Source organism: Neiella marina (assembly GCF_002165625.1).
Classification (GTDB): Bacteria; Pseudomonadota; Gammaproteobacteria; order Enterobacterales; family Neiellaceae; genus Neiella; species Neiella marina.
On sequence record NZ_NGNS01000004.1, the window covers coordinates 147,094 to 169,785 of the forward strand.

Genomic DNA, 22,692 nt, shown 5'->3' on the forward strand with positions numbered 1-22,692 from the left:
GCAATCACTGCCGCAATCAAAGCCCCATGGCGCGTTTAACCAAGGCGTTTTTGATGGGGCTGGCTTTATTGAGCAGATTCATACCAACGCCAATAATGCCTTTGACCGGCAGCGGTAATTCAGAAAAGGTTTGTTTAATGGCTTCCATCGCCGTGATCATTTCCACCGCTGCAGTTTTGCGTTTACGCTCGTAACCACGCCACAACTGCGGGTCGCCTAAATCGAGTCCTTCGTCATGGTTTGCTTTGGCTTGCTCGAGCGCCGCAACGAAATCTATCACGTCAGCAAATCCGAGATTAACGCCCTGACCAGCTAACGGGTGAATGGTGTGGGCGGCATCGCCCATCAATACCAAACGATGCTTCAACCACTGCCGAGCATAACGCATGGTGAGCGGAATCGACGCACGATCATCAGCCACGTCACACAAGCCAAGTTGCGAATCTAACGCTGCGGTTAGTTTACGATTAAATCGCTCAGCCGGAAGAGCCATTAATTCATCGGCACGCTCTGGTGGCACCGACCAAACGATAGAGCAAAGATTTGGTTCATGGAGTGGTAAAAACGCCAATGGGCCATCTTGAGTGAACACCTGACGGGCGCAGTGTTCATGGGGCAAATCGGTTTTGACGGTGGCAACAATGGCGTGGTGACCATAATCTCTGAAGGTCAGCGGCAAGTTAGCTTGCTTGCGGCCCCACGAGTTGGCGCCATCGGCACAAATAATCAATTGTGCCCCAAGCATGGTGCCATCTTCCAGCGCTAGCCAAGCTTCACGCTCATTCAGATGCAGTTTGCTGCAAGCTGCGCCATAACACAGTTGTAGATTGTCTTGTTGTTGCGCTTGTTGAAACAACGCCGACGTGATGACCTGATTCTCAATGATGTGGCCCAGCACCTGCTGCCCCAGTTCATTGGCGGTCATGTTGAGCTGACCAAATTGATCGGCCTGCCATACCGACATCGTGCGATAAGGCGTCGCTCGCTGAGCCATAATACCCGACCAACAGCCGAGTTTTTCCAGCCACTGCTGACTAGCAGCATTGATTGCAGAGACCCGGTTGGCGATTTGCTCAGAAGCAATTTGCGGTTCAGTAGCGCGGTCAACAACGGCAACTTGGTAGCCCAATGAGGCGCAGCCCAATGCCGCACTCAAGCCCACCATACCGCCGCCAATTATTACAATATCAACACTTTGCATCATTAACCTTTTGCTTTTGACCAGTCTTCAACAACTTGCGATAAGGCGCTTACACCCATAGCCTTATCAACCAGTAATTGCTGAGCTGAAGGCAAGTGCGACATGGCGACTAATCCCAGATTTCTAGCCCACTTGAGCGGCGTAATACTATTGGAAAATAACAGCGCCAAGGCATGGGTGGCATTGGCAACACCATACTGGTCGCCGTCGCGCTGCTGCTGATAAGCCTGCACTGATGAAGGAACGCCGATGTCGGCAGCAACCCCCTGTTGATTCAGTTGCATCGCTAATTCCATGACATCTCGCAGCGCCAAATTAAACCCTTGCCCTGCAATCGGATGCAAGGCATGGGCGGCATTGCCAATCACCACCGCACGGGGCAAAGCTGCTCGGGTGACCAATCGACGCTTCAATGGGTAACTTTGACGGCTGCCGACCTGTTCAATCAAGCCATTGCGATAACCCATGGCTTGTTGCAGTTCGACGCTGAATTCATCGTTTCTCAACGCCATTACCTGTTCGGCTCGCTCAGGCGGCAGAGTCCAAACCAGTGACCTGCGATTGTCGGTCATTGGCAACAACGCCAGCGGGCCATTGCTGGTAAAGCGCTCAACCGCTAAACCTTGATGTTCAACATCGGTAGTAATATTGGCGATTACCGCAACATGGTGATAATCGTGTACCTCTGCTTGAACGCCAAGAAGCTTGGAGGTGGCGGAATCGCTGCCATCAGCCACCACCAATAGTTTAGTGTTGAGGATGGCGCCCGATTTCAGGGTCAGCTGACGACTAGTTGAATGCACTTGAGTGGCGACAATTTCATCGGGCCGAAACCAATCAACATCCAGCTCCGCGGCTTTGTCAGCCAGCACTTGACCGAGAATACGCGCAGCCATTACTTGCCCGAAAGAAGGCGGCCCAAAAGAAGCTGGTCCAACAGAAGGCTGATCATGCTGGTTGTCAGCGTGGGAGTCGGCAGCAACACCTTGCTGGTCGGCATCGAGTCGGACCTTGCCATAGTTGCCTTCATCGGAAACGTGAATCTTGCAGATTGGATAGCCTTGTTCCGCAAGGGCTGGCCAAATATCCAGAGCCTTTAAGATCCGCACTGTCATGGCCGACAATGCCAGCACTCGCTCATCATATTGAGCCGTGGCGTTGATCGTTTGCAATGACGATTTTTCCGGCTGCGATTCCACCAGCGCGATGCGCCATGGCAATACCTGTCGCAAGGCGTAGGCCAACGACAAGCCAGCCAAGCCCGCGCCAGCAATCACTAAATCGTATTCGGCGACATCACCGCTGGCAGGTTGGCTATCATTAAGTGACATATCCTTGGTCATCAACTTCGCTGTTTATTTGCTTGTTTAACTGTTTGGTGCCATCAGCTGTTCAATGTCAGCCAATTCTTTAGGAACACCGCCGGTCAACAGTTCATAACCGTTGTCGGTGATCACCACATTGTCTTCAATGCGGATACCAATGTTGTGCCACTTTGGATCAATATCATGGCTGTCATCAATATAGATGCCAGGTTCAATCGTCAGTACCATGCCTTCAACAAACGCCCGAAGTTGCTTGCCATCGGTGCGCTGATAATCGCCGACATCATGAACATCCAGCCCCAGCCAATGGCCAATGCCGTGCATCAGAAACGGTTTATGAGCGCCTTGTTCGAGCAGCTGTTCTAGCTCGCCTTGCAGAATACCGAGCTTGAGTAGCCCCTCTGTGACCACTGCCACTGCCGCTTGGTTGGCCTGATAGAAATTGCTACCGGGTTTGATGGTCGCCAACGCCGCATATTGGGCATCCAAGACAATCTGGTACAAGGCTTTTTGCTCATCATTAAAGCGGCCATTGACCGGAAAAGTGCGAGTGATATCGGCGGCATAGCCAGCCAATTCACAACCCGCATCGATCAGCACCAAGTCGCCATCTTCAATGGCGTCCTGATTTTCGGTGTAATGCAAAATACAGGCATTTGCGCCGCCGCCAACGATACTGTTATAGGCTGGGAATCGCGCGCCATTGCGGGCAAACTCGTGATGAATTTCAGCCTCAAGCTGGTACTCATAAATGCCCGAGTAGGATTTTTCCATCGCTCGGCAGTGAGCATTGGCAGAGATCTCGCCAGCTCGGCGCATGATTGTTAGCTCATCATCGTCTTTGGTGAGTCGCATTTCATCGAGCAAGCCGCGTACATCGCGCCTGAGTGATGGCGCTAACCAGCCGCGCTTAGGTCCATGGCGCAAGGTGTTAATCAGGTTCTGGATATAATCATCCCAATCTGGGTAGAGTCCATCTGGATACCATAATTGCGAGCAACCATTGACCAGTTCTTGTAGTTGTTCATCTAACTCAGACAATTCAAATGCGGCATCAAGCTGCAAGGTGTCAACCGCGGCTTCGGCTCCTAAACGTCGCCCCTGCCAAATTTCAGCCAACTTATCTTTGGCACGGCAAAATAGCGTCACCGGTTGCTCACCATCGGGCTTAAGCACCAGCAAACCGTCGGGTTCGTTAAAGCCAGTCAGGTAGTAGAAATAGCTATCCTGACGGAACAAGAATTCGGTATCTGCCGAGCGGGTCAGCTCTTTGGCAGCAGGAATTAACACAATGCTATTGGCAGGCAATTGCGCCATGAGGGCTTTGCGACGCTCAACAAAACGACTGAGTGGGATCTGAACAGCTGACATGAATACTCTCTTTAATGAAGCGCTGGTTGTTGTTCGGCTTGTTTGGGTGGCAAGCCGAATTCTGCAAATGCCATCATCGCCGCAATACGGATGTATTCCTGCAGTTCAGTGAGGGCAATATCGCTCTCGTCATCGGCTTCTTCTGGCACTTCCAACAAAGCAATTTCACCAAGGTCTCGGAGGCATTCGTTGAGTTCATCACTGGCCCCATCCAAGCTCGGACTGGCAATGGCAAAACCGGCTAAGAAGCCTTGCACCCATTGGCTCGTGGCTTCCGCTTGGACGCCAAACGGTGACTCATCATCGGGTAGCAACAAACGAAAACCCAGTTCTTCATCAAGCAGTGTTTTGCTGGTCACCTTTCGCAAATCATCGACCAGCTGCTGCACTTGCTCAGGCAAGGGCTCACCGTTGTTGGTTAAGTCGCACAAATTGTTGAGCCAATCGGGACCATCTTGGGTCAGGCCACCACTGAGTTGGCCGACAATAATGCCGTGAATTTCAGCGGCGTCGGTGAGCATAGATTTGGCTTCAATGGCTTCGGATAAAGCCTGATATAAACTTGGCGCCTGGTACATAATCAGAGATCCGTAAAGAGAAAACGCTTCATGCTAACACTGCACTCGAAGTGCTCCAACTTTGATCGAGACTTTGCCTTCACGCCAATGGTTAAGTATTGTCATCATAATCAGCTTTAATAACTGTAAACATGGCTAGAGGGAGCATTAGCCGATGTCGGATCAGGAAATACAAGTCAAACTACTGGGCAGAACTTACACGCTTCGCTGCCCAGTGGATGAGCTCGACGATTTGAAATTGGCAGCCGATTTATTGGAGCAAAAAGTCGCTCAGCTACAGGGAAATCGGGCCTCACAAAGTACTGAACAAGTAGCTCTCATGGCAGCATTAAACCTTTGTCATGAGCTACTTATTGAACAACGCCGGTCAGAGCAATACGCCAAATCGATGGATAGCCGAATGCGGATGTTGCAAGCCACAGTTGAACGCGCACTGAACGAAGGCAACAAGCGTGTTGACAAGGCCCCTCAAGATCCGAACAATTAGAGATGTCAGCAGCGAGTATTCTGCCTATCTTCGCTAAGATACAGACGCGAGTTGCTACACGTTTCCCTGGGGTGTTTGCCAGCGGGCTAAGTCCCTGAGCCGATAATCACCTTTTCAGGAATAGCATCGGGTGCTATTGAGCAAGCTCAGATAAACTGAGAAGCCTACGGCAAACGCTTGTTGTTCCGCCTTGAACCGAATGGTTCAAGGGCAGACGCCAATGCAGCGGCACTCTGGGGTACTCCACTTTCCAATGCAGTATTCGTATGAATAACTTGATGGCTGAACGCGCCACTTTGCGCAAACTGTTGCGTCAGAAGCGCCAAGCGTTATCTTCTTCAGATCAAACTCAAGCCAGTATCAATCTTGACTCCCAACTACAGTCACACGCCGTCTTACAACAGGCCAAAACCATTGCTGTTTACCTAGCGAATGATGGTGAGATTGATCTCACCCGTTTTTGTCATTGGTGCTGGCATCACGACAAACAACTATGCCTGCCGGTGTTGCATCCATTCAGCAAAAGCCACCTGCTATTTCTCAAATATCAGCCAACAACGCCAATGAAGCGCAACCGATTTGGCATTTTTGAGCCCGAACTTAATGCCACCCAAGTGGTGCCTTTGGGCCAATTAGACGCCATTTTGCTGCCTTTAGTCGGCTTTGATAGTGATGCCAATCGACTCGGCATGGGCGGCGGGTTTTATGACCGGACCTTGTCGCAGTGGCACCAGCAACGACACCCAGCAACAGCCTTACTTGGGGTTGCCCACGAGTGCCAACAAGTCCCTGGGCTCCCCATTGCCAGCTGGGATGTACCACTTGATGCGGTGATCACGCCAGCATGTGAATACTCGCGGCCGACCTACCTGGAGCAGTAACTAAACCGGCTTCTTATAGCTAATCCTTTGCTGCTTATAGAGCAAAAACCTAGCTCGAGTAGAAAAAGACGTCTAAACGGCTATTCTCAGAAGGCCCTATCTTTGAGTATAATTCGCGCTCTCTTCCTAGGGGAACTCCTCAAGGAAACTTCAAGGACTAGCGCTAAGGTGACTTCCATGACACAGGATGAATTGAAAAAAGCGGTCGGTTGGGCTGCGCTGGAGTACGTTCCAGAAGATACCATCGTCGGTGTTGGCACCGGCTCGACAGCGGCGCATTTCATTGACGCCTTGGCGACCATTAAACACAAAATCGAAGGTGCCGTTTCGAGCTCTGAAGCGTCAACAGAAAAGCTCAAAAGCTACGGCATTCCCGTGTTTGAACTCAACGCGGTTGATAGCATCGAAGTCTATGTCGATGGCGCCGATGAAATCACCAAGCACATGCACATGATCAAAGGCGGTGGAGCTGCCTTGACCCGAGAAAAAATCATTGCTGCCGTTGCTAAGAAGTTCGTTTGTGTTGCCGATGGCAGCAAGAAAGTCGATGTACTCGGCGATTTCCCACTGCCGGTTGAAGTGATCCCAATGGCTCGTAGCTATGTTGCCCGCGAACTGGTCAAACTTGGCGGCGATCCGGTTTGGCGTGAAGGCGTGATCACCGACAATGGCAACGTCATCCTTGATGTACACAACATGAAGATTGTCGACCCTAAGAAATTAGAGCACGACATCAATATGATCACTGGCGTCGTTACCAATGGCTTGTTTGCTCACCGAGGTGCAGATATCTGCTTACTTGGTACCGAACAAGGCGTAGTCACGCTGGAACCATAATAAAACTATCCCCACTCGCAAGCTCAAAGAGAACCCACTGATGCAAAAATTTTCGCTCGATAAAGACAAAATTCGCATTCTGCTGTTAGAAGGGTTGCACCCTAGTTCAGTGCAGACATTTCGCGATGCCGGTTACACCAATATTGAATCATTGGCGACTTCGCTGCCAGAAGATGAATTGATTGAGAAAATCAAAGACGCACACTTTATTGGTATTCGCTCGCGCACCAACCTGACTGAAAATGTTTTGTCCCATGCGAAAAAACTGATTGCCATCGGTTGTTTCTGTATCGGCACCAACCAAGTTGACCTACAAGCTGCCAAAAAGCGGGGCATCGTGGTGTTCAACGCACCTTTCTCAAACACTCGTAGTGTTGCTGAATTGGTGCTGGGACAAGCAATCATGCTGCTTCGTGGCGTACCTGAGCGGAGCGCCAAGGCTCATCGTGGCGAATGGCTGAAAAGCGCCGTTGGCAGCTATGAAGCACGTGGCAAAACCTTAGGTATTGTCGGCTATGGCCACATTGGTACTCAGCTTGGCATTCTGGCTGAAACCATTGGTATGCGAGTGAAGTTCTACGATGTTGAAACCAAGCTGCCATTGGGCAACGCTAGCCAAGTTAGCAACCTCGACGACTTGCTAGCGCAAGCTGATGTCGTGTCGCTGCACGTGCCGGAAACCGCCCAAACCAAGGACATGATTGGCAAAGCGCAATTTGACGCCATGAAGCAAGGGGCAATTTTCATTAACGCCGCTCGCGGCACTGTGGTGGTAATTGACGAACTGGTTGACGCGCTGAACAGCGGTAAACTCGCGGGCGCAGCGGTTGATGTATTCCCTGTCGAGCCAAAATCAAACAAGGAAGAATTTGTCTCACCATTGCGTGGTATCGACAATGTCATTCTGACTCCGCACGTTGGCGGTTCGACCCAAGAAGCACAGGAAAATATTGGTATTGAAGTGGCAGGTAAGCTGGCCAAGTACTCAGACAATGGTTCTACCTTGTCTGCGGTTAACTTCCCAGAAGTATCACTGCCGGAGCACACCGATTGCAGCCGCTTGTTGCACATCCACGAAAACAAGCCTGGTATCCTGACCCAAATCAACCTGACGTTTGCCGAAAAGGGCGTCAACATTGCAGCCCAGTTCTTGCAAACAGATGATGCATTAGGTTACGTGGTTATCGATGTTCATACCGAAGATGCACAAACCGCACTCGAGCATCTAAAAACCATTGATGGCACCATTAAGACGCGTATTCTGCACTAATACTGCAGCTGTCTCATTGCTCCGAAAGCCAGCATCAATTGCTGGCTTTTTTGTCACTAATTCACGCCACCCGCTGTGACCTGAAGCACTTCGCCGCACAGTGACCCTCAGTCAGGTTTGAAGCAAATCTCACTTCTCACTGAACTCACTTTCAAAGCGCGGATCGATGAGCCAAAGTTGGGTCAATTCTTGCCAGCACACCTATCAGTTCAACGGCCTGTTGTACCGCATGAGGACATGATAATTAATGAGCTCTAAACCCTATACCATTGGCGTGGTCACTCCTTACCTAAGCGGTTTCTTTCTTGGCGAGTTGGCCAACGCATTGCGTGATTGCGCCAAAGAGCAGAACCTCAACCTCATTACTATCCGAGCCAATGGTTTTGGCAGTTATGATATGCCGCTGGCATTGGACTATATGGATGGTTTGTTAATCATCCTAAACTCCGCCTCTACCCGTCTCGTCGAGCAGGCAATCCAGCGCGGCATTCCGGTAGTGTCAACGGCAGCCGATTACTTCCCATTGCCGGTTGAACAAGTGTGTAGTGATCAAACTCAAGGCATGCGAGATGCGTTTGAACACTTGGTCAAACTAAACCATACCCGTATAGGCTTTGCGGGCGATTTATCGATTGTCGATATTCGCAGCCGATTCCAGGAGTACAAAGAGCGATTTGCTCAATGGGGGTTGCCATATAATCCCGATTGGACCTTAAGTGTTCATGAGCCCACGCTGCCCGGAGGCCGTGAAGCCGGTAGAATTTTCATTGAGCGAGACTGTGATTGCACAGCAATTATCTGTGCCACGGATTTGATTGCGGTGGGCCTCATCGAACAACTGAAAAAAATCAACAAGCGCTGCCCCGAAGACATTGCGGTTGTCGGTATCGACAACACCATACTTGGTGCAACTAGAACACCGGCACTAAGTAGCGTTGATCAAAATCTACAACGGCTTGCCAGCGAGGCAATTGATCGCCTGATTGCCCGTATCGAGGGCGACAAGTATCATCCAAAACCACTGATAGTCAATCAGCAATTGATTGTCCGCGGCTCATGCGGCGCTCCGCTCCATTGGCGCAGCGACAGCGAAGACCCACAAACCATTCGCAACAAGCTAATCGACGACTTCGCTAAGGCACCAACCGACAACAACGAGTCAGCCATGGCATTGGCCAAAGGCGGTTTTGACTCGATTCTAAATCTATCGAGTTTGTATGGACCGTTTTTAAACTGGGCCTGCTTCGCCAACTGGCAATCAGAGGGACCACAGAAAAAACACCTTAAAGTCACTCAATTGTTTTCTGAACAAAATCGCGAGAGCAATCTATCGAAGCAATCGGATCAAACCTGCCTGCCTCAAAGCTATCCCCCAAGACACCTTTTGGATCATGACTTTCCTGACCATTTTGCCCTAACCCTAGTTCCTATTTCTGCTGAGGATGATGACCCTTGGGGCGTACTGGCGCTGATTGATGACTTAACATCGGATACCAGTAATAGCTCCTATTCCATGTTTGACAACTATCTCGATATGTTGAGCTTATTTATTGAACGGGACGCTTTAATTGCGTCGGTGCGAAATCGCGAGCGCAAAGCGAAAGATCTTGCTGAACAATTAGAAGTTGTCGCCAATACATCCAATGACGGCATCTGGGACTGGAACTTAAAAACCAACGATGTTGAATGGAATACTCGGCTGCTTGAGATGCTTGGCTTCGAGCACAGCGGCGATATTCGAGCCTACCGCAACATGAAATTTTTCGAGCGTGTTCATCCTGACGACCAAGATCGAGTGCGGCAACAGGTACTCGACCACCTTGAAAACGACAAAGTCTTTAAAACCAGCTTTCGGCTCCGCGGCGCCGATGATGATTACCTATGGGTCGATGCCAGTGGTGAGTCAATCCGCAACCCGCTGGGTCAACCTGAACGATTTGTTGGCTCGGTCACCGACATTACCGAACAGCGTCGCTCGCAAGAACGAATTCAGCACATGGCCTATCATGACGCGCTCACAGGGCTACCCAATCGGATCATGCTCAATGAGCGCTTAAAGACCCACATCCGCGACCATGCACTGCAACCTAAAGCGGTGATGCTGATGGACTTAAATCGCTTTAAATATGTCAACGATACATATGGTCATGATGTCGGCGATGCCCTCCTCCGCCATGTTGCGAAACAACTCAAGGGCATTCTTCGAGGGAACGACTTTTTTGCTCGCTTTGGCGGCGATGAGTTTGTTTTTCTATGCGATGTCACGACCGAACAAGCTGCCATTGAATTGGCCAAACGTATTTTGGTGGAAGTCGAGAGCCGCTTTAAGTACAACGGAATCGAGCTATCGAGTCATGGTAGCTTAGGAATTTCGTTTTACCCGAAAGATGGCCAAACCGCCGATGACCTAATCAAAAAAGCCGATATTGCAATGTATCGGGCAAAACAAATAAAAAGTACCAAGGCAATGTTGTATGCCCTCGATATGGATGCCGACGTCGAGCTGCAGGCAACCATGGAGCAGAAGCTCAAAGTGGCAATGGAAAACGACGAGTTAGCGGTACACTATCAGCCGCAAATCGATCCAAACAATGGCGAATTAGTTGGTATGGAAGCATTAGCGCGTTGGCAATCCGACTGCTTAGGCCATGTCAGCCCTGCGCAGTTTATCCCAATCGCAGAAGAAGCCGGCCTGATAACCAAACTAGGCGGTCAAGTCGCTCGCAAAGCTATGGTTCAGTTGGCCAAATGGCAGCAGCAATTCCCTGAACGAACCATCAAGTTATCAATCAACGTCAGCCCCGGCGAGTTGATGCGTTCGCGATTTGCCACCGAGTTTATCGAGTGTGTCAAATCAACCGATGTCGATATCAGCCAAATCACCGTCGAAATTACTGAGTCAGCGGCAATTGGCGATCTGGACCATTCCCGAGCCATGCTGCAGCAGCTGGTTGATGCCGGTATTTCAGTGTCGCTCGATGATTTTGGTACTGGTTACTCATCGCTCTCTCTGTTGAAACAGTTGCCACTAGAGTGGGTCAAGATTGATCGTTCGTTCATTAGCAACATTGATAGTGAGGCGGCCAATAAAGATATCGTCCGCTCTATCGTGATGATGTGCCACTCGTTCGGCTATAAAACAGTGGCAGAAGGAGTAGAAACCAGCGCTGAGCTGAAGTTCATCAGCAACGCCGGTTGCGATCTGGTACAAGGTTTTTACTACAGCAAACCCTTACCTGCCGATGAATTTGAAAAACGCTATCTGCAATATGCCGATATCTGTTCAGCCAGCGACACAAGTGCCAAGCATTAGGCCAAGATCACAGGCAGCGACATTTAACGGTCGAACAACTGGTCTAACCAGATAAAATCCCGTAAAACTGACTTCAACAATTACCGTTGAGGTTTGGTTTGGTGATCTCTCAGTCTTCACAATTTCTGCCATATGGCGGTGGCAAGCTGCACGTCCGCGTCATCCAACCGCAGGCAACCACCACTCATTATCCAGTGCTTATGCTCCATGGCTCAATGAGCAATGGCAGGGTGTTCTATACCGAATCGGGCAAAGGCCTGGCATGCCACCTTGCTCGTCAGGGCCACTCTGTTTATGTGATGGACGTATTCGGCAATGGCAAAAGCCAACCTAGACTCAAAGGCGGCGAGGGATTCGGCCAATCTGAAGTAATCAACCAGCAAATTCCCTTGGTCCACCAATGGATTATCCAGCAACACAAACAACCAGTGCATTGGCTGGGGCATTCGTGGGGTACCATCCTAATGGCCAGTCATTTGGCCAAGTACCCGCAGCGTTTGGCGGAAGTACAAACGCTGGCAGGCTTCGCTAGCAAAAAAACCATTTACTCGCGACACCTAAAAAAGAAACTGATGGTGAATTTGATCTGGAATCGGCTTTGCCCATGGCTTACTCGCCGCTACGGTTACTTGCCTGCCAAACGTTTCAAACTCGGAATGGACAATGAATCCAAGGTATCGTTGGCTGACAATGTTCGCTGGGTTAACTCAACGGAATGGCAAGACAGTGATGGTTTTTGTTTCCAAAGTGCCGCGCGCACCATTCAATGGCCAGCTTCGTGGTTCTTTGCGGCAAAGGGAGATTCAGTGTTAGGAAACCCAAACGATGTTGAGGCTTTCTTGCGTGACAGCATGAATGCTGATGCCAAGTATACCCTGCTCAGCAAAGCGAATGGCAATCTCAGCGACTATGACCACACCAGCTTATTGGTTCACCCTTGCGCTTTTCAAGATCACATCCCTGCTTTTAGCCAATGGCTCCAACAACAAGAACTAAACGATACAGCGCATCAGTCATAGTTGCCGCTAGTAGCGGTAAAGTAGCGTCACGCCGGATATGGTATCGAGTTTCTTTTTGGCGACACCACTATTATCAACCTCTGGCTTAGTTTGGTGAGTCATTGAGACACTGACTTTCAGAGCGAGTTGACCAACAATACTGGTGGTCAGCGAGGTTTCTGCACGACTAATGACATTACTTTCACCGCTCTCAAATGTGACTACTTGGCGAAAGGAGCTGTTATCACTGATGGTCCAATCAAACTGGCTGGCTCCTCGCAGAATCGCTTCGCTATCAGTCGAATCTGGCGAGTTGTTCCAACGGTAACCAGGCCCAGCCTCGGTATACAGTTCCATTGAATCAGCCGGAAAAAATCGATGTCCCCAGCCTCCAACTAAAGTGAATAGGTCCTCAAGACCGTTAAAACGGTCGTTTTCATAGGTCACCAGACCAAAGGTGTAGTCAACATCGGTCCAGTCGCGGTCAGCTTTGTAAGAACCGCGATAGCGCTCGGCGCTGTTCTTGCCATCACGTTTGGTGGAGTTTGCTTCCGCCTTTAAGAAATGACGCCAGTCGGCCCAGAAGTAGTCAAATGCGCCACGAAAACGCATGGAGGATTGGTCGGTGTTACCGGTAGAATAACTGAGGCCACCTTCAACTTCTGCAGACCAGCCCTGTTTTTTCAGATCTTCATCTGAAATATTCAAGCCGTATACACCGAAACTAAGCAAAGCCGTCGTTAGCGCAACGAGTCGGCATTGGCGCAATGCAAACATGGTCAATCTCTGGATATTAGAATAGTTTTCTGACGTTAAGTTAACAATTAACCTGCAAATTCTATATAAAATCCTTCCCAAGACTCAAGGCACATAGCCTTAATAAGAATTTGTCTGTCAGCCACAAAAAAGCCCGCTCAATGCGGGCTTTTCATTCTGTCAAAGATTGACGAGAAATTACAGTACGTTTACTGCGTTCAGATCAGCAAATGCTTGTTCTAGGCGAACAACCATTGACTCTTGACCTTTGCGCAACCAAACGCGTGGGTCGTAGTACTTCTTGTTAGGCGCATCTTCACCTTCAGGGTTACCGATTTGGCCTTGCAGGTAATCGCGCTTGTCAGCTTCGTAAACGCGGATACCGTCCCAAGTTGCCCACTGAGTATCAGTATCGATGTTCATTTTGATAACACCGTAGCTGATTGATTCTTGGATTTCTTCTTGTGAAGAACCTGAACCGCCGTGGAATACGAAGTTCAGCGTATTGTTTGCCAAACCATGCTTCTCAGAAACGTATGCTTGAGAATCGCGCAAAATGGTTGGAGTCAGTTTAACGTTGCCTGGCTTGTATACGCCGTGAACGTTACCGAAAGACGCAGCAATCGTGAAGTTAGGGCTGATAGCATTCAATTTTTCGTAGGCATAGTTCACTTCAGAAGGCTGAGTGTACAGCAGTGACTGGTCCATATCAGTGTTATCAACACCGTCTTCTTCACCACCAGTACAACCCAATTCGATTTCCAGAGTCATGCCGATTTTGCTCATGCGCTCAAGATACTTGGCACAAGTTTCGATGTTCTCTTCCAGAGACTCTTCAGACAGGTCGATCATGTGAGAGCTGAACAGCGGCTTACCAGTTTCAGCGAAGTGCTTCTCGCTCGCTTCCAGCAGACCGTCGATCCAAGGAAGAAGCTTCTTAGCTGCGTGGTCAGTGTGCAGAATCACTGGAACACCGTACGACTCAGCCATAGTGTGAACGTGCTTCGCACCAGCAATGGCACCCAGAATAGCAGCTTCTTGGCCATCCAGTTTCAAACCTTTACCAGCAAAGAACGCAGCGCCACCGTTAGAGAATTGGATAACAGCAGGTGCTTTCACTTTAGCTGCAGCTTCAAGTACTGCGTTGACAGAGTCGGTACCTACGCAGTTAACAGCTGGCAGTGCAAAACCTTTCTCTTTAGCGATGGTAAAAACTTTGGCTACGTCGTCACCAGTTACTACGCCTGGTTTAACAACATCAAGAATATTCTGAGACATGATGATTTGTCCTGTGGGTTGATACAATTTGAGTTGAATAAGTCTAGATTATTTACGACAAAATTCATACGAATTCAGTGTCGATAAAACAGCAACGGGAGCCTTGGGCTCCCGTTAGTGATTTTGACCGGTGTTAGCCGTTTGCACGCTCTTCAAGCATAGCAACAGCTGGTAGTTTCTTGCCTTCAACGAATTCGAGGAACGCACCGCCACCAGTAGAGATGTAAGACACCTGATCTTTGATGCCGAACTTGTCGATTGCAGCTAAGGTGTCACCGCCACCTGCAACTGAGAAACCTTCAGATTCAGCAATTGCTTTCGCAACGATCTCTGTGCCGTTAGCGAATTCATCAAATTCGAATACGCCAACTGGGCCGTTCCAAAGAATGGTTTTGGCTTCTTTGATGATTTTTGCTAGTTCTTCAGCTGAGTCTGGGCCCAAGTCGAAGATCATATCGTCGTCTTCAACGTCGGCTGCAGATTTAACAACAGCTTTTTCGTCTTCCGAGAAGTTCTTACCAACAGCAACATCAGTAGCAACAGGAATAGCACATTCTTCCATTAGCTTTTGCGCTGTTGGGATCAAATCGGCTTCACACAGTGATTTACCAACGTTTTTGCCAGTAGCAGCAACGAAGGTATTGGCGATACCACCACCAACAACCAACTGGTCGGCAACTTTAGAGAGAGACTCTAAAACGGTTAGCTTGGTCGATACTTTAGAGCCACCAACAATGGCGATCATTGGACGTGCTGGGTTATCCATCGCTGCACCAAGCGCTTCAAGTTCGGCAGCCAGCAGTGGGCCAGCACAAGCGACTGGTGCATTCATACCAACACCGTGAGTTGACGCTTGAGCACGGTGAGCTGTGCCAAATGCATCCATTACGAAGATGTCACACAAAGCAGCATACTGTTTAGACAACGCTTCTTCGTTCTTCTTTTCGCCTTTGTTGAAACGAACGTTTTCTAGCACAACAACCTCGTTGTCTGCCAATTCAACGCCGTTTAAGTAGTCTTTTTCCAACCGAACTGGTACGTCCAATGCTTCGTTTAGGTAGTCAACCACAGGCTGCAAAGAGAATTCGTCCGCATACTCACCTTCGGTCGGACGACCCAGGTGAGAGGTCACCATTACCTTGGCACCAGCTTTCAAGGCGTGCTCAATGGTAGGAATTGATGCCAGAATACGAGCATCAGAAGTGACTTTGCCATCCTTTACTGGCACGTTCAGATCTGCACGGATAAACAGGCGCTTGCCAGCTAAATCCAGATCTTTCATTTTCAATACGGACATGATCATTCCTCTAGAATTGCTTTGTGTATTTGGGTGAGTTGAGGCTTTTTGCCTCAGCTCGAATTCGAACTCAACGCAGTATAGTGCGTTGTTGTTCACTGTGCTGTACTTCGTTCATCAACACCGAACGGGCGGCTCACAGCGCAGGGCTAGTTATCCTCAGAGCCACAAGGCCTTGGCGTCAAAGCAGGCGCATTATGGTACAAGCCAAGCAAATCGTAATTGATTTACATCAGAGTGAACACAAGTCACACTTTTTGGCCTGAAATTTTCAGACGCCTCGGTCAATTTGTGGTTTTTTAACGAAAATTCAACCGCGCGAGCATTTTATTGCAATTAATTTCAGTTTCAAAGTAATTAAATGACATCAGCACAGCTGGCAACAATGACTTACGCCTGCTCTCTTACCACTTATCTAGCGCCGATTGGATTGACTCACCTTGTTCGGATCACGAATTGCCATTCGGGCTAGCATTAAAACAAACAATTAATCTAGAATAGACGTCTAGACGTAAATCCGTATAAACATCTTTAATTTTGAGAAAGGCAACATGGCAAAACACTTGTTTACCTCTGAATCGGTTTCTGAAGGCCACCCAGATAAAATTGCAGACCAGATATCGGATGCAGTGCTTGACGCAATTCTAAAGCAAGACCCAAGCGCTCGCGTTGCCTGCGAAACCTACGTCAAAACAGGCATGGTAATGGTTGGTGGTGAAATCACCACGGAAGCTTGGGTCGACATCGAAGAATTAGCGCGCAGTACAGTGCGTGATATTGGCTACGTTCACTCGGACATGGGTTTTGATGCCGACTCATGTGCAGTACTCAATGCTATTGGTAAGCAGTCGCCCGACATCGCACAAGGCGTTGACCGTGCCGATCCAAAGGAACAGGGTGCTGGTGACCAAGGCCTGATGTTTGGCTATGCCTCAGACGAGACTGAAGAGCTCATGCCTGCACCAATCACCTACGCTCACAAACTAGTGAAGCGCCAAGCTGAAGTTCGTAAAGATGGCACCTTGCCGTGGCTTCGTCCGGACGCAAAAAGTCAGGTTACCTTTGCTTATGAAAATGGCCAGCCGGTGGGCATTGATGCCGTCGTACTATCAACCCAGCATTGCGATACCATTTCACAAAGCGATTTGATTGAGGCAGTACAAGAAGAAATCATCAAACCCGTGCTGCCCGCACAATGGCTGACCGAACAAACCAAGTACTTCATTAACCCAACGGGCCGATTCGTCATTGGTGGCCCAATGGGCGATTGTGGTTTAACTGGCCGCAAAATCATTGTTGATACTTATGGCGGCATGGCGCGCCATGGTGGCGGCGCATTCTCAGGTAAAGATCCGTCTAAAGTCGATCGTAGCGCCGCCTATGCTGCTCGTTACGTTGCCAAAAACCTAGTTGCAGCAGGTTTGGCAAAACGCTGTGAGCTGCAAGTGTCTTATGCTATCGGCGTTGCCGAACCGACTTCTATCAGCATCGAAACATTCGGCACCAGCCAGTTCGATGAAGCAACTCTGGTTGCTTGGGTACGCCAGCACTTCGATTTACGCCCATATGGTCTGACTGAGATGCTCAATCTAGCGCAACCTATCTACCAGCAAACGGCAGCTTACGGTCACTTTGGCCGCGAGCAATTCCCATGGGAAGCAACCGATAAAGTTGAAGCCCTTCGCGCCAGCGCGGGACTGTGATAGCAAGCAGCACAACTGGTTGGTATCAGTGTTATAAACCGCCTAAATCTAGGCGGTTTTTTTTCATCTAGGGTACGACGCCTCGCAACCTGTCAGGTTAATTTACAGAGTATTTATTCTAAACCAGACAAAATCAACAAATCACCTAATTTTCAGACAGTTAACATATTGGATTGCTTTTTGCTTTGAGCTCTAGCGAAACGGCTGTTCTGAGCTGAACAGCCCCCACCAAAAAAATAAATACCCTTTATTATCAAATGGGTATAACTAGTTAGGTAGTGAACGATGTTCAAGCATGCAGTTCGCCAAATCGTGGCGATTGTTTCGATATTTCTGTGCAGCGCCGCTTTGGCCTTGCCTATTAGCAATTATAACCTTGTTGTTCTCAACGATTTTTCCGGCTCTGTTCACGTCCAAGGCTCAACCTTTATTGGTGGTAACTTGAACATCACCGGCGCTTCTGACTTTGGTTACGATCCTAATCTGGTCGGTTCAGCAGCACTAAGTGTGGTTAACGATGTCTTCGGGAATGGAGTAAAAGTACTCAATGGTGATGCTGCCTATGGCGGAGACTTAACTAACCCGGCCACTATCGCAACCAATAACGGCACCGTTTATCAAGATAAGACCCTTGCCGCAGCTCAGTTAACGGCAGAACTGGAAGCCGCGTCGATTCATTATGACGATTTAACAGCAAATGGTGACATCACTGGCGACATGAATGGCCGCACGTTCACATACAGTGGTAGCGAACAGGTTGCAGTGTTTGACATCAATGCCAGCTTGTTTCAACAGTCAAATGGCATGCAGTTTGATTTAGGGGTAGCTGAGAAGGTCATTATCAACGTTTCTGGTAAGTCGGCCAACATTCACAACGCGTTTAACTTTCGCGGCACTAATAACAGCATTTACGACAGCATATTGTGGAATTTCATCGATACCACCGAAATTAACTTCAACAACAAGTTTATCGGCTCAGTATTGGCGACCAAAGCGGACATCTTCAACGGTGGATTCGATATGGATGGCGCGGTTATTGCCCGTAATTACTTCAACCAAAATTTGAATGAAATTCACAATTACATCTATCAAGGTGACGGACCTATCATAGAAATTCCATCATCAAGTGTCGAAGTTCCAGAACCACAAACCCTAGCTATGCTGCTGCTTGGCTCCCTGCTTGTTTCGCTATTTAGGTTCCGCAAGCGCCGTTGTCTGTCGCTAAGTTAATCGGGCTACTGAACTCAACAGCACCTTTGCAGCAATTAGTAACAATCTGAAACTGGCCTGTCACAGCAATATGGACTATTTTTAGAACGTACGTTTTACATCCAACAATCGAATTGGCCCGTGTCCCAAACACGGGCTTTTTTTTGCCCATTAGACCCCGCTTGGAAAAAATCAGCGGCAACTTGAAATTATAACGTCAGCCCCCATTTCTGTTCTTAATATCAACAGGCAAACCAAAGTTACTTGTGACGACTCGTATTTTTCACCCACAACCGCTGCAACAACAATCTCAAGTTCAGTTATCTGATAGTGCCGCAGGGCATGTTGCCAGAGTGCTTAGAATGAGAGTTGGAGACACCATTGAGCTGTTCGACGGTTCAGGCTTAGCCTACCCGGCAACACTCGCGACGGTTGAAAAGCGGAAAGTATTGGCTGATATCGGTTCGGCACTTCAGCATTCGGTCGAATCACCACTGAAGGTTCACATTGGCCAAGGAGTAAGTCGTGGCGACAAGATGGACTTTACCATTCAAAAAGCTGTTGAACTTGGCGTCGACAAGATTACTCCGCTACTTACCGAGCGCTGCGGCGTCAAGTTACAAGCGGAACGTTGGCAAAAGAAAGTACTGCATTGGCAACAAGTTGCAATTAGTGCCTGTGAGCAATGTGGGCGCAATTCGGTTCCTCACATTGACCAGCCAGTTAGCTTAGCTGACTGGTTAACTGAAGAAACAGAGCAGTTAAAGCTAAATCTGCACCCTGCGGCGCGACATGGCATCAATGGTATTGAGTCTGTGCCGGCGGTGGGTGTGCGGCTTTTGATTGGCCCAGAAGGTGGCCTCAGTGAACAAGAGATCATTGCTGCTCGCGAACACGGCTATCAGAGCATTTTACTTGGCCCACGAGTTTTGCGTACCGAAACGGCAGCACTCACGGCGCTTACAGCGCTGCAAACACGCTTTGGCGATTTAGGATAAGGATAAAAAATGACGGTACAACTCGGCATCGTGATGGATCCAATTTCAGGTATCAACATCAAAAAAGACTCCAGCTTTGCCATGCTACTGGCCGCACAAGCCCGAGGTTGGCAACTGTGGTACATGGAAATGAACGATTTATATCTGCGTCAGGGCAAGGCTTTTGCCACAATGCGCAAACTGTTTGTGCAAGAGGACGCCAGCGACTGGTTCACTCTAGGCGAGCCTGTGGATGCACCACTTGCTGAACTCGATACCATCTTAATGCGCAAGGATCCGCCGTTTGATACCGAATTCATTTACGCCACTTACATGCTAGAGCGCGCAGAAGAGCAAGGAGTGCTGGTCGTCAACAAACCAGCCAGCCTCCGTGATTGCAACGAAAAACTGTTCACCGCTTGGTTTGCCGAGCATACACCCGATACTTTGGTCACTCGCCAAGCTCAACAAATTAGGGAGTTTCTTGCCGAGCATGGCGATGTCATTCTTAAGCCTCTTGACGGCATGGGCGGAGCATCAATCTTCCGCGTCAAACAAGATGATCCCAATGTTGGTGTCATTATCGAAACGCTGACCGAACATGGTCAACGCTACGCCATGATCCAAAACTACTTGCCGGCCATTAAAGATGGCGATAAGCGAATTTTGATGATTGACGGCGAAGCCGTACCTTACTGCTTGGCTCGCATCCCTGCTGGCGGTGAAACCCGTGGCAACCTAGCTGCCGGAGGCCGCGGTGAAGCGCGGCCACTGTCAGATGCCGATTGGGCTATCGCCAATGCAGTCGGACCGGAACTCAAGAAACGAGGCTTGCTCTTTGTTGGCTTAGACATCATTGGTGATCGCCTCACCGAAGTGAACGTCACCAGCCCAACCTGTATTCGTGAAATTGAGGCTGCGTTTGATGTCCGCATCGCCGAGCGGTTGATGGAAGCCATTGCCAACAAGCTTGCCAACAAAGACGACTGATGCCGTTTTTATCGTCGCTTGACTGATTTCTAAAGCAAGCGAGTGTTGAAGCCAACGATTTACTGCCATAATGAAATTATGCGAGGACCAGAATCGAGTTGTATGGAAAGTCTCCAAGGTAAATTATTAGTTGCTATGCCGTCGCTGGAAGATCCCTACTTTCAGCGCTCGGTTAGCTATATCTGTGAGCACAATGATGAAGGTGCCATGGGGCTAATTATCAATCATCCGATCAAAAATTTGAGCCTGTCTGAGCTGCTATCAAAGGTGCAAGATTTGCATCGCGACGATTTGTCCTCAACAAATCTTGAACAACCGATTTTCGCTGGCGGCCCCGTCGCCCAAGAGCGCGGATTTGTGCTTCACACCGCGCAACCTGGTTGGTCTTCGAGTCTCAGTTTGAATGACGATTTGATGGTAACCACCTCAAAAGACATTTTGCAGATCCTCGGTACCGACCTAGAACCAAGCAAGTTTCTCGTTACTTTGGGCTATGCCGGTTGGGATGCTGGGCAATTGGAACAAGAAATTGCCGACAACTCATGGCTGGTGATCCCGGCGGATCAAAGCATCATTTTCGATGTTGATGCATCGATGCGTTGGCAGGCTTCAGGGCAGAAAATTGGAATTGATATTGCCAGTATCAGCCCACAAGCAGGGCACGCTTAATGAAAGCGCCCGGCGAGCGCACTATCCTCGGTTTTGACTATGGTACCAAGAGCATTGGCGTTGCTGTGGGTCAGGAGGTCACCGGCACAGCATCTCCCGATGCAGCGCTCAAAGCCAATGATGGCGTGCCAAATTGGCAGCAAGTCGAGCATGTGCTCAAGCAATGGCAACCAGACTTACTGGTTGTTGGTTTACCGCTGAATATGGATGGCACCGAGCAAGAACTAACTCAGCGGGCGCGCAAATTTGCCAATCGTTTACATGGTCGCTTTGGTTTTCAGGTCGAATTACAAGATGAACGCTTAACTACCGTCGATGCGCGTTCCCGGCTATTTGAACTGGGCGGTTTCAAAGCCCTAAGCAAAGACAAAGTCGATAGCGTATCGGCTGTGCTTATCGTCGAAAGCTACTTTGAAAGCCTATGGAATTGAGCCCGTAGCGAGACAAGTAGTGACTACAATCGGCTTTCTAAATTGATATGGTGGAACAGTTCAATGAGCTCTTCCACTGGCTCAAACTGTAAGCCCAGATGCATATGCTCTTGGCTTTTTCGGGTTGCTCGACGGACTTGAGCGGGAACAAACAGAGGGTCATCAGGGCGCGACGGAAAAATCATTTTCAGTAAGCCATTCGTGATTGGCACTGCTCCTGCCTGAATCGACCACGGTAGTTGAAACAAGCAACCACCGACCGATAAATCCATCACGGTCCCCTCAAGCAAGTGATACTGTTCGTTATCGCTTTGACCACTTTCTTTATCCATAAACGTAGCCGGAATACGAGTGCCGACACGCAGTTCTTTACGCAACCGAAAGTTCTCAACTTCTCGGGGCCAACTGACAAACAACAACGGCCTTGGCGTTTTTTGCAGCATCATCACCTTAGTTTGAAAAGCGATGCAATGCCCCAAATCACCGCCGATCACTGCCCGCACGATACAGCTGTGGCCCGCGTTTAACTCATCACTATGGTTTTTGTAGCTTGACGCTGGCACGCTAAAAACAAAAAAGCTGCCAGCTTCAAAGCCAACTAGCTTAAATTTCATTCTCAGGGGGACTGCTGAGTTCAACTGGAAGTCGATAAGATTACCGGTTCTCAAATGACCCACAATCCCTTGTATTCGGTCCGGCTCACGAATATGGCGTTCATCAAAAATAGACACACACGACCCCTGCATCATTCAAGCAATTGTCATAGCTATAGCTGACATCACCTAAGATTGCCAACTAAATCAGAATGATGACGACAGTTACATTTTGTTCCAAAGGTTGTACTTATTGCAGTACCGAACAGAAAAAGGGATTTCGAGGACAAAATAGCTGAGCAAAGTAAACCAAAACCAATTGGCGTCGAATAACAACGCGTTGAAACTGATGTTTTTGCCCATGAACAAACCGCCAGCAACAGCCAAAGCAACCACCGAGGCAACCACATCATTAATCATTAGCTTGCGAATATTATCCGCAACATACTTGGGGTAAAGCCAACTGTAGGACACAATCAACAATACCCCATTGAGCATCAATACAATTAACTCGGGCGCCAGCGGCAT

Annotated in this window: 21 protein-coding genes and 1 other RNA gene; 13 read left to right on the forward strand and 9 right to left on the reverse strand. The window is 49.0% G+C overall.

What is annotated here, in order from left to right; genetic code table 11:
• Nucleotides 1–16 precede the first annotated feature (16 nt).
• The 4 genes from CBE68_RS05395 to CBE68_RS05410 are packed head-to-tail and all read right to left on the reverse strand — an operon-like array spanning nt 17 to nt 4,475.
• Entirely contained in the window at nt 17–1,204 is a 1,188-nt protein-coding gene (locus CBE68_RS05395; protein ID WP_229744651.1) for an FAD-dependent oxidoreductase, read from the reverse strand.
• Entirely contained in the window at nt 1,204–2,544 is a 1,341-nt protein-coding gene (ubiH, locus tag CBE68_RS05400) for a 2-octaprenyl-6-methoxyphenyl hydroxylase (protein ID WP_087505043.1), read from the reverse strand. The genes CBE68_RS05395 and ubiH overlap by 1 nt, the downstream gene beginning before the upstream one ends.
• Nucleotides 2,545–2,568: 24 nt before the next feature.
• Nucleotides 2,569–3,897, reverse strand: coding sequence for a Xaa-Pro aminopeptidase (pepP, locus tag CBE68_RS05405; protein ID WP_087505044.1), 1,329 nt, complete (start codon nt 3,895–3,897; stop codon nt 2,569–2,571).
• Between the two features lie 11 nt (nt 3,898–3,908).
• Nucleotides 3,909–4,475, reverse strand: a complete 567-nt coding sequence (locus CBE68_RS05410; protein WP_087505045.1) for a UPF0149 family protein — start codon at nt 4,473–4,475, stop codon at nt 3,909–3,911.
• A 154-nt stretch (nt 4,476–4,629) separates the two neighbouring features.
• Here CBE68_RS05410 and CBE68_RS05415 point away from each other — a divergent pair, with 154 nt between their 5' ends.
• The 7 genes from CBE68_RS05415 to CBE68_RS05445 all read left to right on the forward strand — a co-directional run bounded on the left by CBE68_RS05415 (nt 4,630) and on the right by CBE68_RS05445 (nt 12,282).
• Nucleotides 4,630–4,962 (forward strand): cell division protein ZapA, encoded by a 333-nt coding sequence (locus CBE68_RS05415; protein ID WP_087505046.1) that lies wholly within the window; start codon nt 4,630–4,632, stop codon nt 4,960–4,962.
• Between the two features lie 60 nt (nt 4,963–5,022).
• Nucleotides 5,023–5,206, forward strand: a non-coding RNA gene (gene ssrS / locus CBE68_RS05420) — 6S RNA.
• A gap of 22 nt (nt 5,207–5,228) precedes the next feature.
• A complete protein-coding gene (locus CBE68_RS05425) occupies nt 5,229–5,843 on the forward strand; it encodes a 5-formyltetrahydrofolate cyclo-ligase (RefSeq protein WP_087505047.1) in 615 nt (204 codons plus the stop codon).
• A 177-nt stretch (nt 5,844–6,020) separates the two neighbouring features.
• Nucleotides 6,021–6,680 carry a ribose-5-phosphate isomerase RpiA gene (gene rpiA, locus CBE68_RS05430; protein ID WP_087505048.1) on the forward strand — a complete coding sequence of 220 codons (660 nt, stop codon included), beginning with the start codon at nt 6,021–6,023 and terminating at the stop codon, nt 6,678–6,680.
• Between the two features lie 40 nt (nt 6,681–6,720).
• Nucleotides 6,721–7,950 (forward strand): phosphoglycerate dehydrogenase, encoded by a 1,230-nt coding sequence (serA, locus tag CBE68_RS05435; protein ID WP_087505049.1) that lies wholly within the window; start codon nt 6,721–6,723, stop codon nt 7,948–7,950.
• Between the two features lie 247 nt (nt 7,951–8,197).
• Nucleotides 8,198–11,263, forward strand: coding sequence for an EAL domain-containing protein (locus CBE68_RS05440; RefSeq protein ID WP_087505050.1), 3,066 nt, complete (start codon nt 8,198–8,200; stop codon nt 11,261–11,263).
• 101 nt (nt 11,264–11,364) lie between these two features.
• The gene (locus CBE68_RS05445; protein ID WP_087505051.1) at nt 11,365–12,282 is read left to right on the forward strand and encodes an alpha/beta fold hydrolase; all 918 of its coding nucleotides are present in this window, start codon (nt 11,365–11,367) and stop codon (nt 12,280–12,282) included.
• A 6-nt stretch (nt 12,283–12,288) separates the two neighbouring features.
• Here CBE68_RS05445 and CBE68_RS05450 read toward each other — a convergent pair whose 3' ends face one another.
• The 3 genes from CBE68_RS05450 to CBE68_RS05460 all read right to left on the reverse strand — a co-directional run bounded on the left by CBE68_RS05450 (nt 12,289) and on the right by CBE68_RS05460 (nt 15,592).
• Nucleotides 12,289–13,038 carry a DUF481 domain-containing protein gene (locus tag CBE68_RS05450; protein WP_087505052.1) on the reverse strand — a complete coding sequence of 250 codons (750 nt, stop codon included), beginning with the start codon at nt 13,036–13,038 and terminating at the stop codon, nt 12,289–12,291.
• A 177-nt stretch (nt 13,039–13,215) separates the two neighbouring features.
• Nucleotides 13,216–14,295 (reverse strand): class II fructose-bisphosphate aldolase, encoded by a 1,080-nt coding sequence (gene fbaA, locus CBE68_RS05455; protein WP_087505053.1) that lies wholly within the window; start codon nt 14,293–14,295, stop codon nt 13,216–13,218.
• Between the two features lie 133 nt (nt 14,296–14,428).
• Nucleotides 14,429–15,592, reverse strand: a complete 1,164-nt coding sequence (locus CBE68_RS05460) for a phosphoglycerate kinase (RefSeq protein ID WP_087505145.1) — start codon at nt 15,590–15,592, stop codon at nt 14,429–14,431.
• 551 nt (nt 15,593–16,143) lie between these two features.
• On the opposite strand from CBE68_RS05460, the gene metK reads away from it, so the two are divergent.
• The 6 genes from metK to ruvX all read left to right on the forward strand — a co-directional run bounded on the left by metK (nt 16,144) and on the right by ruvX (nt 21,571).
• Nucleotides 16,144–17,295, forward strand: coding sequence for a methionine adenosyltransferase (gene metK / locus CBE68_RS05465; RefSeq protein WP_087505054.1), 1,152 nt, complete (start codon nt 16,144–16,146; stop codon nt 17,293–17,295).
• A gap of 285 nt (nt 17,296–17,580) precedes the next feature.
• Entirely contained in the window at nt 17,581–18,525 is a 945-nt protein-coding gene (locus tag CBE68_RS05470; RefSeq protein ID WP_087505055.1) for a choice-of-anchor A family protein, read from the forward strand.
• Nucleotides 18,526–18,770: 245 nt separating this feature from the next.
• A complete protein-coding gene (gene rsmE / locus CBE68_RS05475; protein WP_229744652.1) occupies nt 18,771–19,502 on the forward strand; it encodes a 16S rRNA (uracil(1498)-N(3))-methyltransferase in 732 nt (243 codons plus the stop codon).
• 9 nt (nt 19,503–19,511) lie between these two features.
• A complete protein-coding gene (gene gshB, locus CBE68_RS05480) occupies nt 19,512–20,471 on the forward strand; it encodes a glutathione synthase (RefSeq protein WP_087505057.1) in 960 nt (319 codons plus the stop codon).
• 102 nt (nt 20,472–20,573) lie between these two features.
• Nucleotides 20,574–21,140 carry a YqgE/AlgH family protein gene (locus CBE68_RS05485; protein WP_087505058.1) on the forward strand — a complete coding sequence of 189 codons (567 nt, stop codon included), beginning with the start codon at nt 20,574–20,576 and terminating at the stop codon, nt 21,138–21,140.
• On the forward strand, nt 21,140–21,571 hold the full coding sequence (gene ruvX, locus CBE68_RS05490; RefSeq protein ID WP_087505059.1) for a Holliday junction resolvase RuvX: 432 nt from the start codon (nt 21,140–21,142) through the stop codon (nt 21,569–21,571). Before CBE68_RS05485 ends, ruvX begins: the two co-directional genes overlap by 1 nt.
• Before the next feature lie 23 nt (nt 21,572–21,594).
• Here ruvX and CBE68_RS05495 read toward each other — a convergent pair whose 3' ends face one another.
• On the reverse strand, nt 21,595–22,302 hold the full coding sequence (locus CBE68_RS05495) for a PilZ domain-containing protein (protein ID WP_158100499.1): 708 nt from the start codon (nt 22,300–22,302) through the stop codon (nt 21,595–21,597).
• 87 nt (nt 22,303–22,389) lie between these two features.
• Nucleotides 22,390–22,692, reverse strand: a complete 303-nt coding sequence (locus CBE68_RS05500; protein WP_087505061.1) for a hypothetical protein — start codon at nt 22,690–22,692, stop codon at nt 22,390–22,392.

What these genes read in the sequence shown, in the direction of transcription:
- CBE68_RS05395 (WP_229744651.1), bottom strand. Translation starts at nt 1,204, where the DNA reads ATGATGCAAAGTGTTGATATTGTAATAATTGGCGGCGGTATGGTGGGC.
- ubiH (WP_087505043.1), bottom strand. Translation starts at nt 2,544, where the DNA reads ATGACCAAGGATATGTCACTTAATGATAGCCAACCTGCCAGCGGTGAT.
- pepP (WP_087505044.1), bottom strand. Translation starts at nt 3,897, where the DNA reads ATGTCAGCTGTTCAGATCCCACTCAGTCGTTTTGTTGAGCGTCGCAAA.
- CBE68_RS05410 (WP_087505045.1), bottom strand. Translation starts at nt 4,475, where the DNA reads ATGTACCAGGCGCCAAGTTTATATCAGGCTTTATCCGAAGCCATTGAA.
- CBE68_RS05415 (WP_087505046.1), top strand. Translation starts at nt 4,630, where the DNA reads ATGTCGGATCAGGAAATACAAGTCAAACTACTGGGCAGAACTTACACG.
- CBE68_RS05425 (WP_087505047.1), top strand. Translation starts at nt 5,229, where the DNA reads ATGAATAACTTGATGGCTGAACGCGCCACTTTGCGCAAACTGTTGCGT.
- rpiA (WP_087505048.1), top strand. Translation starts at nt 6,021, where the DNA reads ATGACACAGGATGAATTGAAAAAAGCGGTCGGTTGGGCTGCGCTGGAG.
- serA (WP_087505049.1), top strand. Translation starts at nt 6,721, where the DNA reads ATGCAAAAATTTTCGCTCGATAAAGACAAAATTCGCATTCTGCTGTTA.
- CBE68_RS05440 (WP_087505050.1), top strand. Translation starts at nt 8,198, where the DNA reads ATGAGCTCTAAACCCTATACCATTGGCGTGGTCACTCCTTACCTAAGC.
- CBE68_RS05450 (WP_087505052.1), bottom strand. Translation starts at nt 13,038, where the DNA reads ATGTTTGCATTGCGCCAATGCCGACTCGTTGCGCTAACGACGGCTTTG.
- fbaA (WP_087505053.1), bottom strand. Translation starts at nt 14,295, where the DNA reads ATGTCTCAGAATATTCTTGATGTTGTTAAACCAGGCGTAGTAACTGGT.
- CBE68_RS05460 (WP_087505145.1), bottom strand. Translation starts at nt 15,592, where the DNA reads ATGTCCGTATTGAAAATGAAAGATCTGGATTTAGCTGGCAAGCGCCTG.
- metK (WP_087505054.1), top strand. Translation starts at nt 16,144, where the DNA reads ATGGCAAAACACTTGTTTACCTCTGAATCGGTTTCTGAAGGCCACCCA.
- CBE68_RS05470 (WP_087505055.1), top strand. Translation starts at nt 17,581, where the DNA reads ATGTTCAAGCATGCAGTTCGCCAAATCGTGGCGATTGTTTCGATATTT.
- gshB (WP_087505057.1), top strand. Translation starts at nt 19,512, where the DNA reads ATGACGGTACAACTCGGCATCGTGATGGATCCAATTTCAGGTATCAAC.
- CBE68_RS05485 (WP_087505058.1), top strand. Translation starts at nt 20,574, where the DNA reads ATGGAAAGTCTCCAAGGTAAATTATTAGTTGCTATGCCGTCGCTGGAA.
- ruvX (WP_087505059.1), top strand. Translation starts at nt 21,140, where the DNA reads ATGAAAGCGCCCGGCGAGCGCACTATCCTCGGTTTTGACTATGGTACC.
- CBE68_RS05500 (WP_087505061.1), bottom strand. Translation starts at nt 22,692, where the DNA reads ATGCCGCTGGCGCCCGAGTTAATTGTATTGATGCTCAATGGGGTATTG.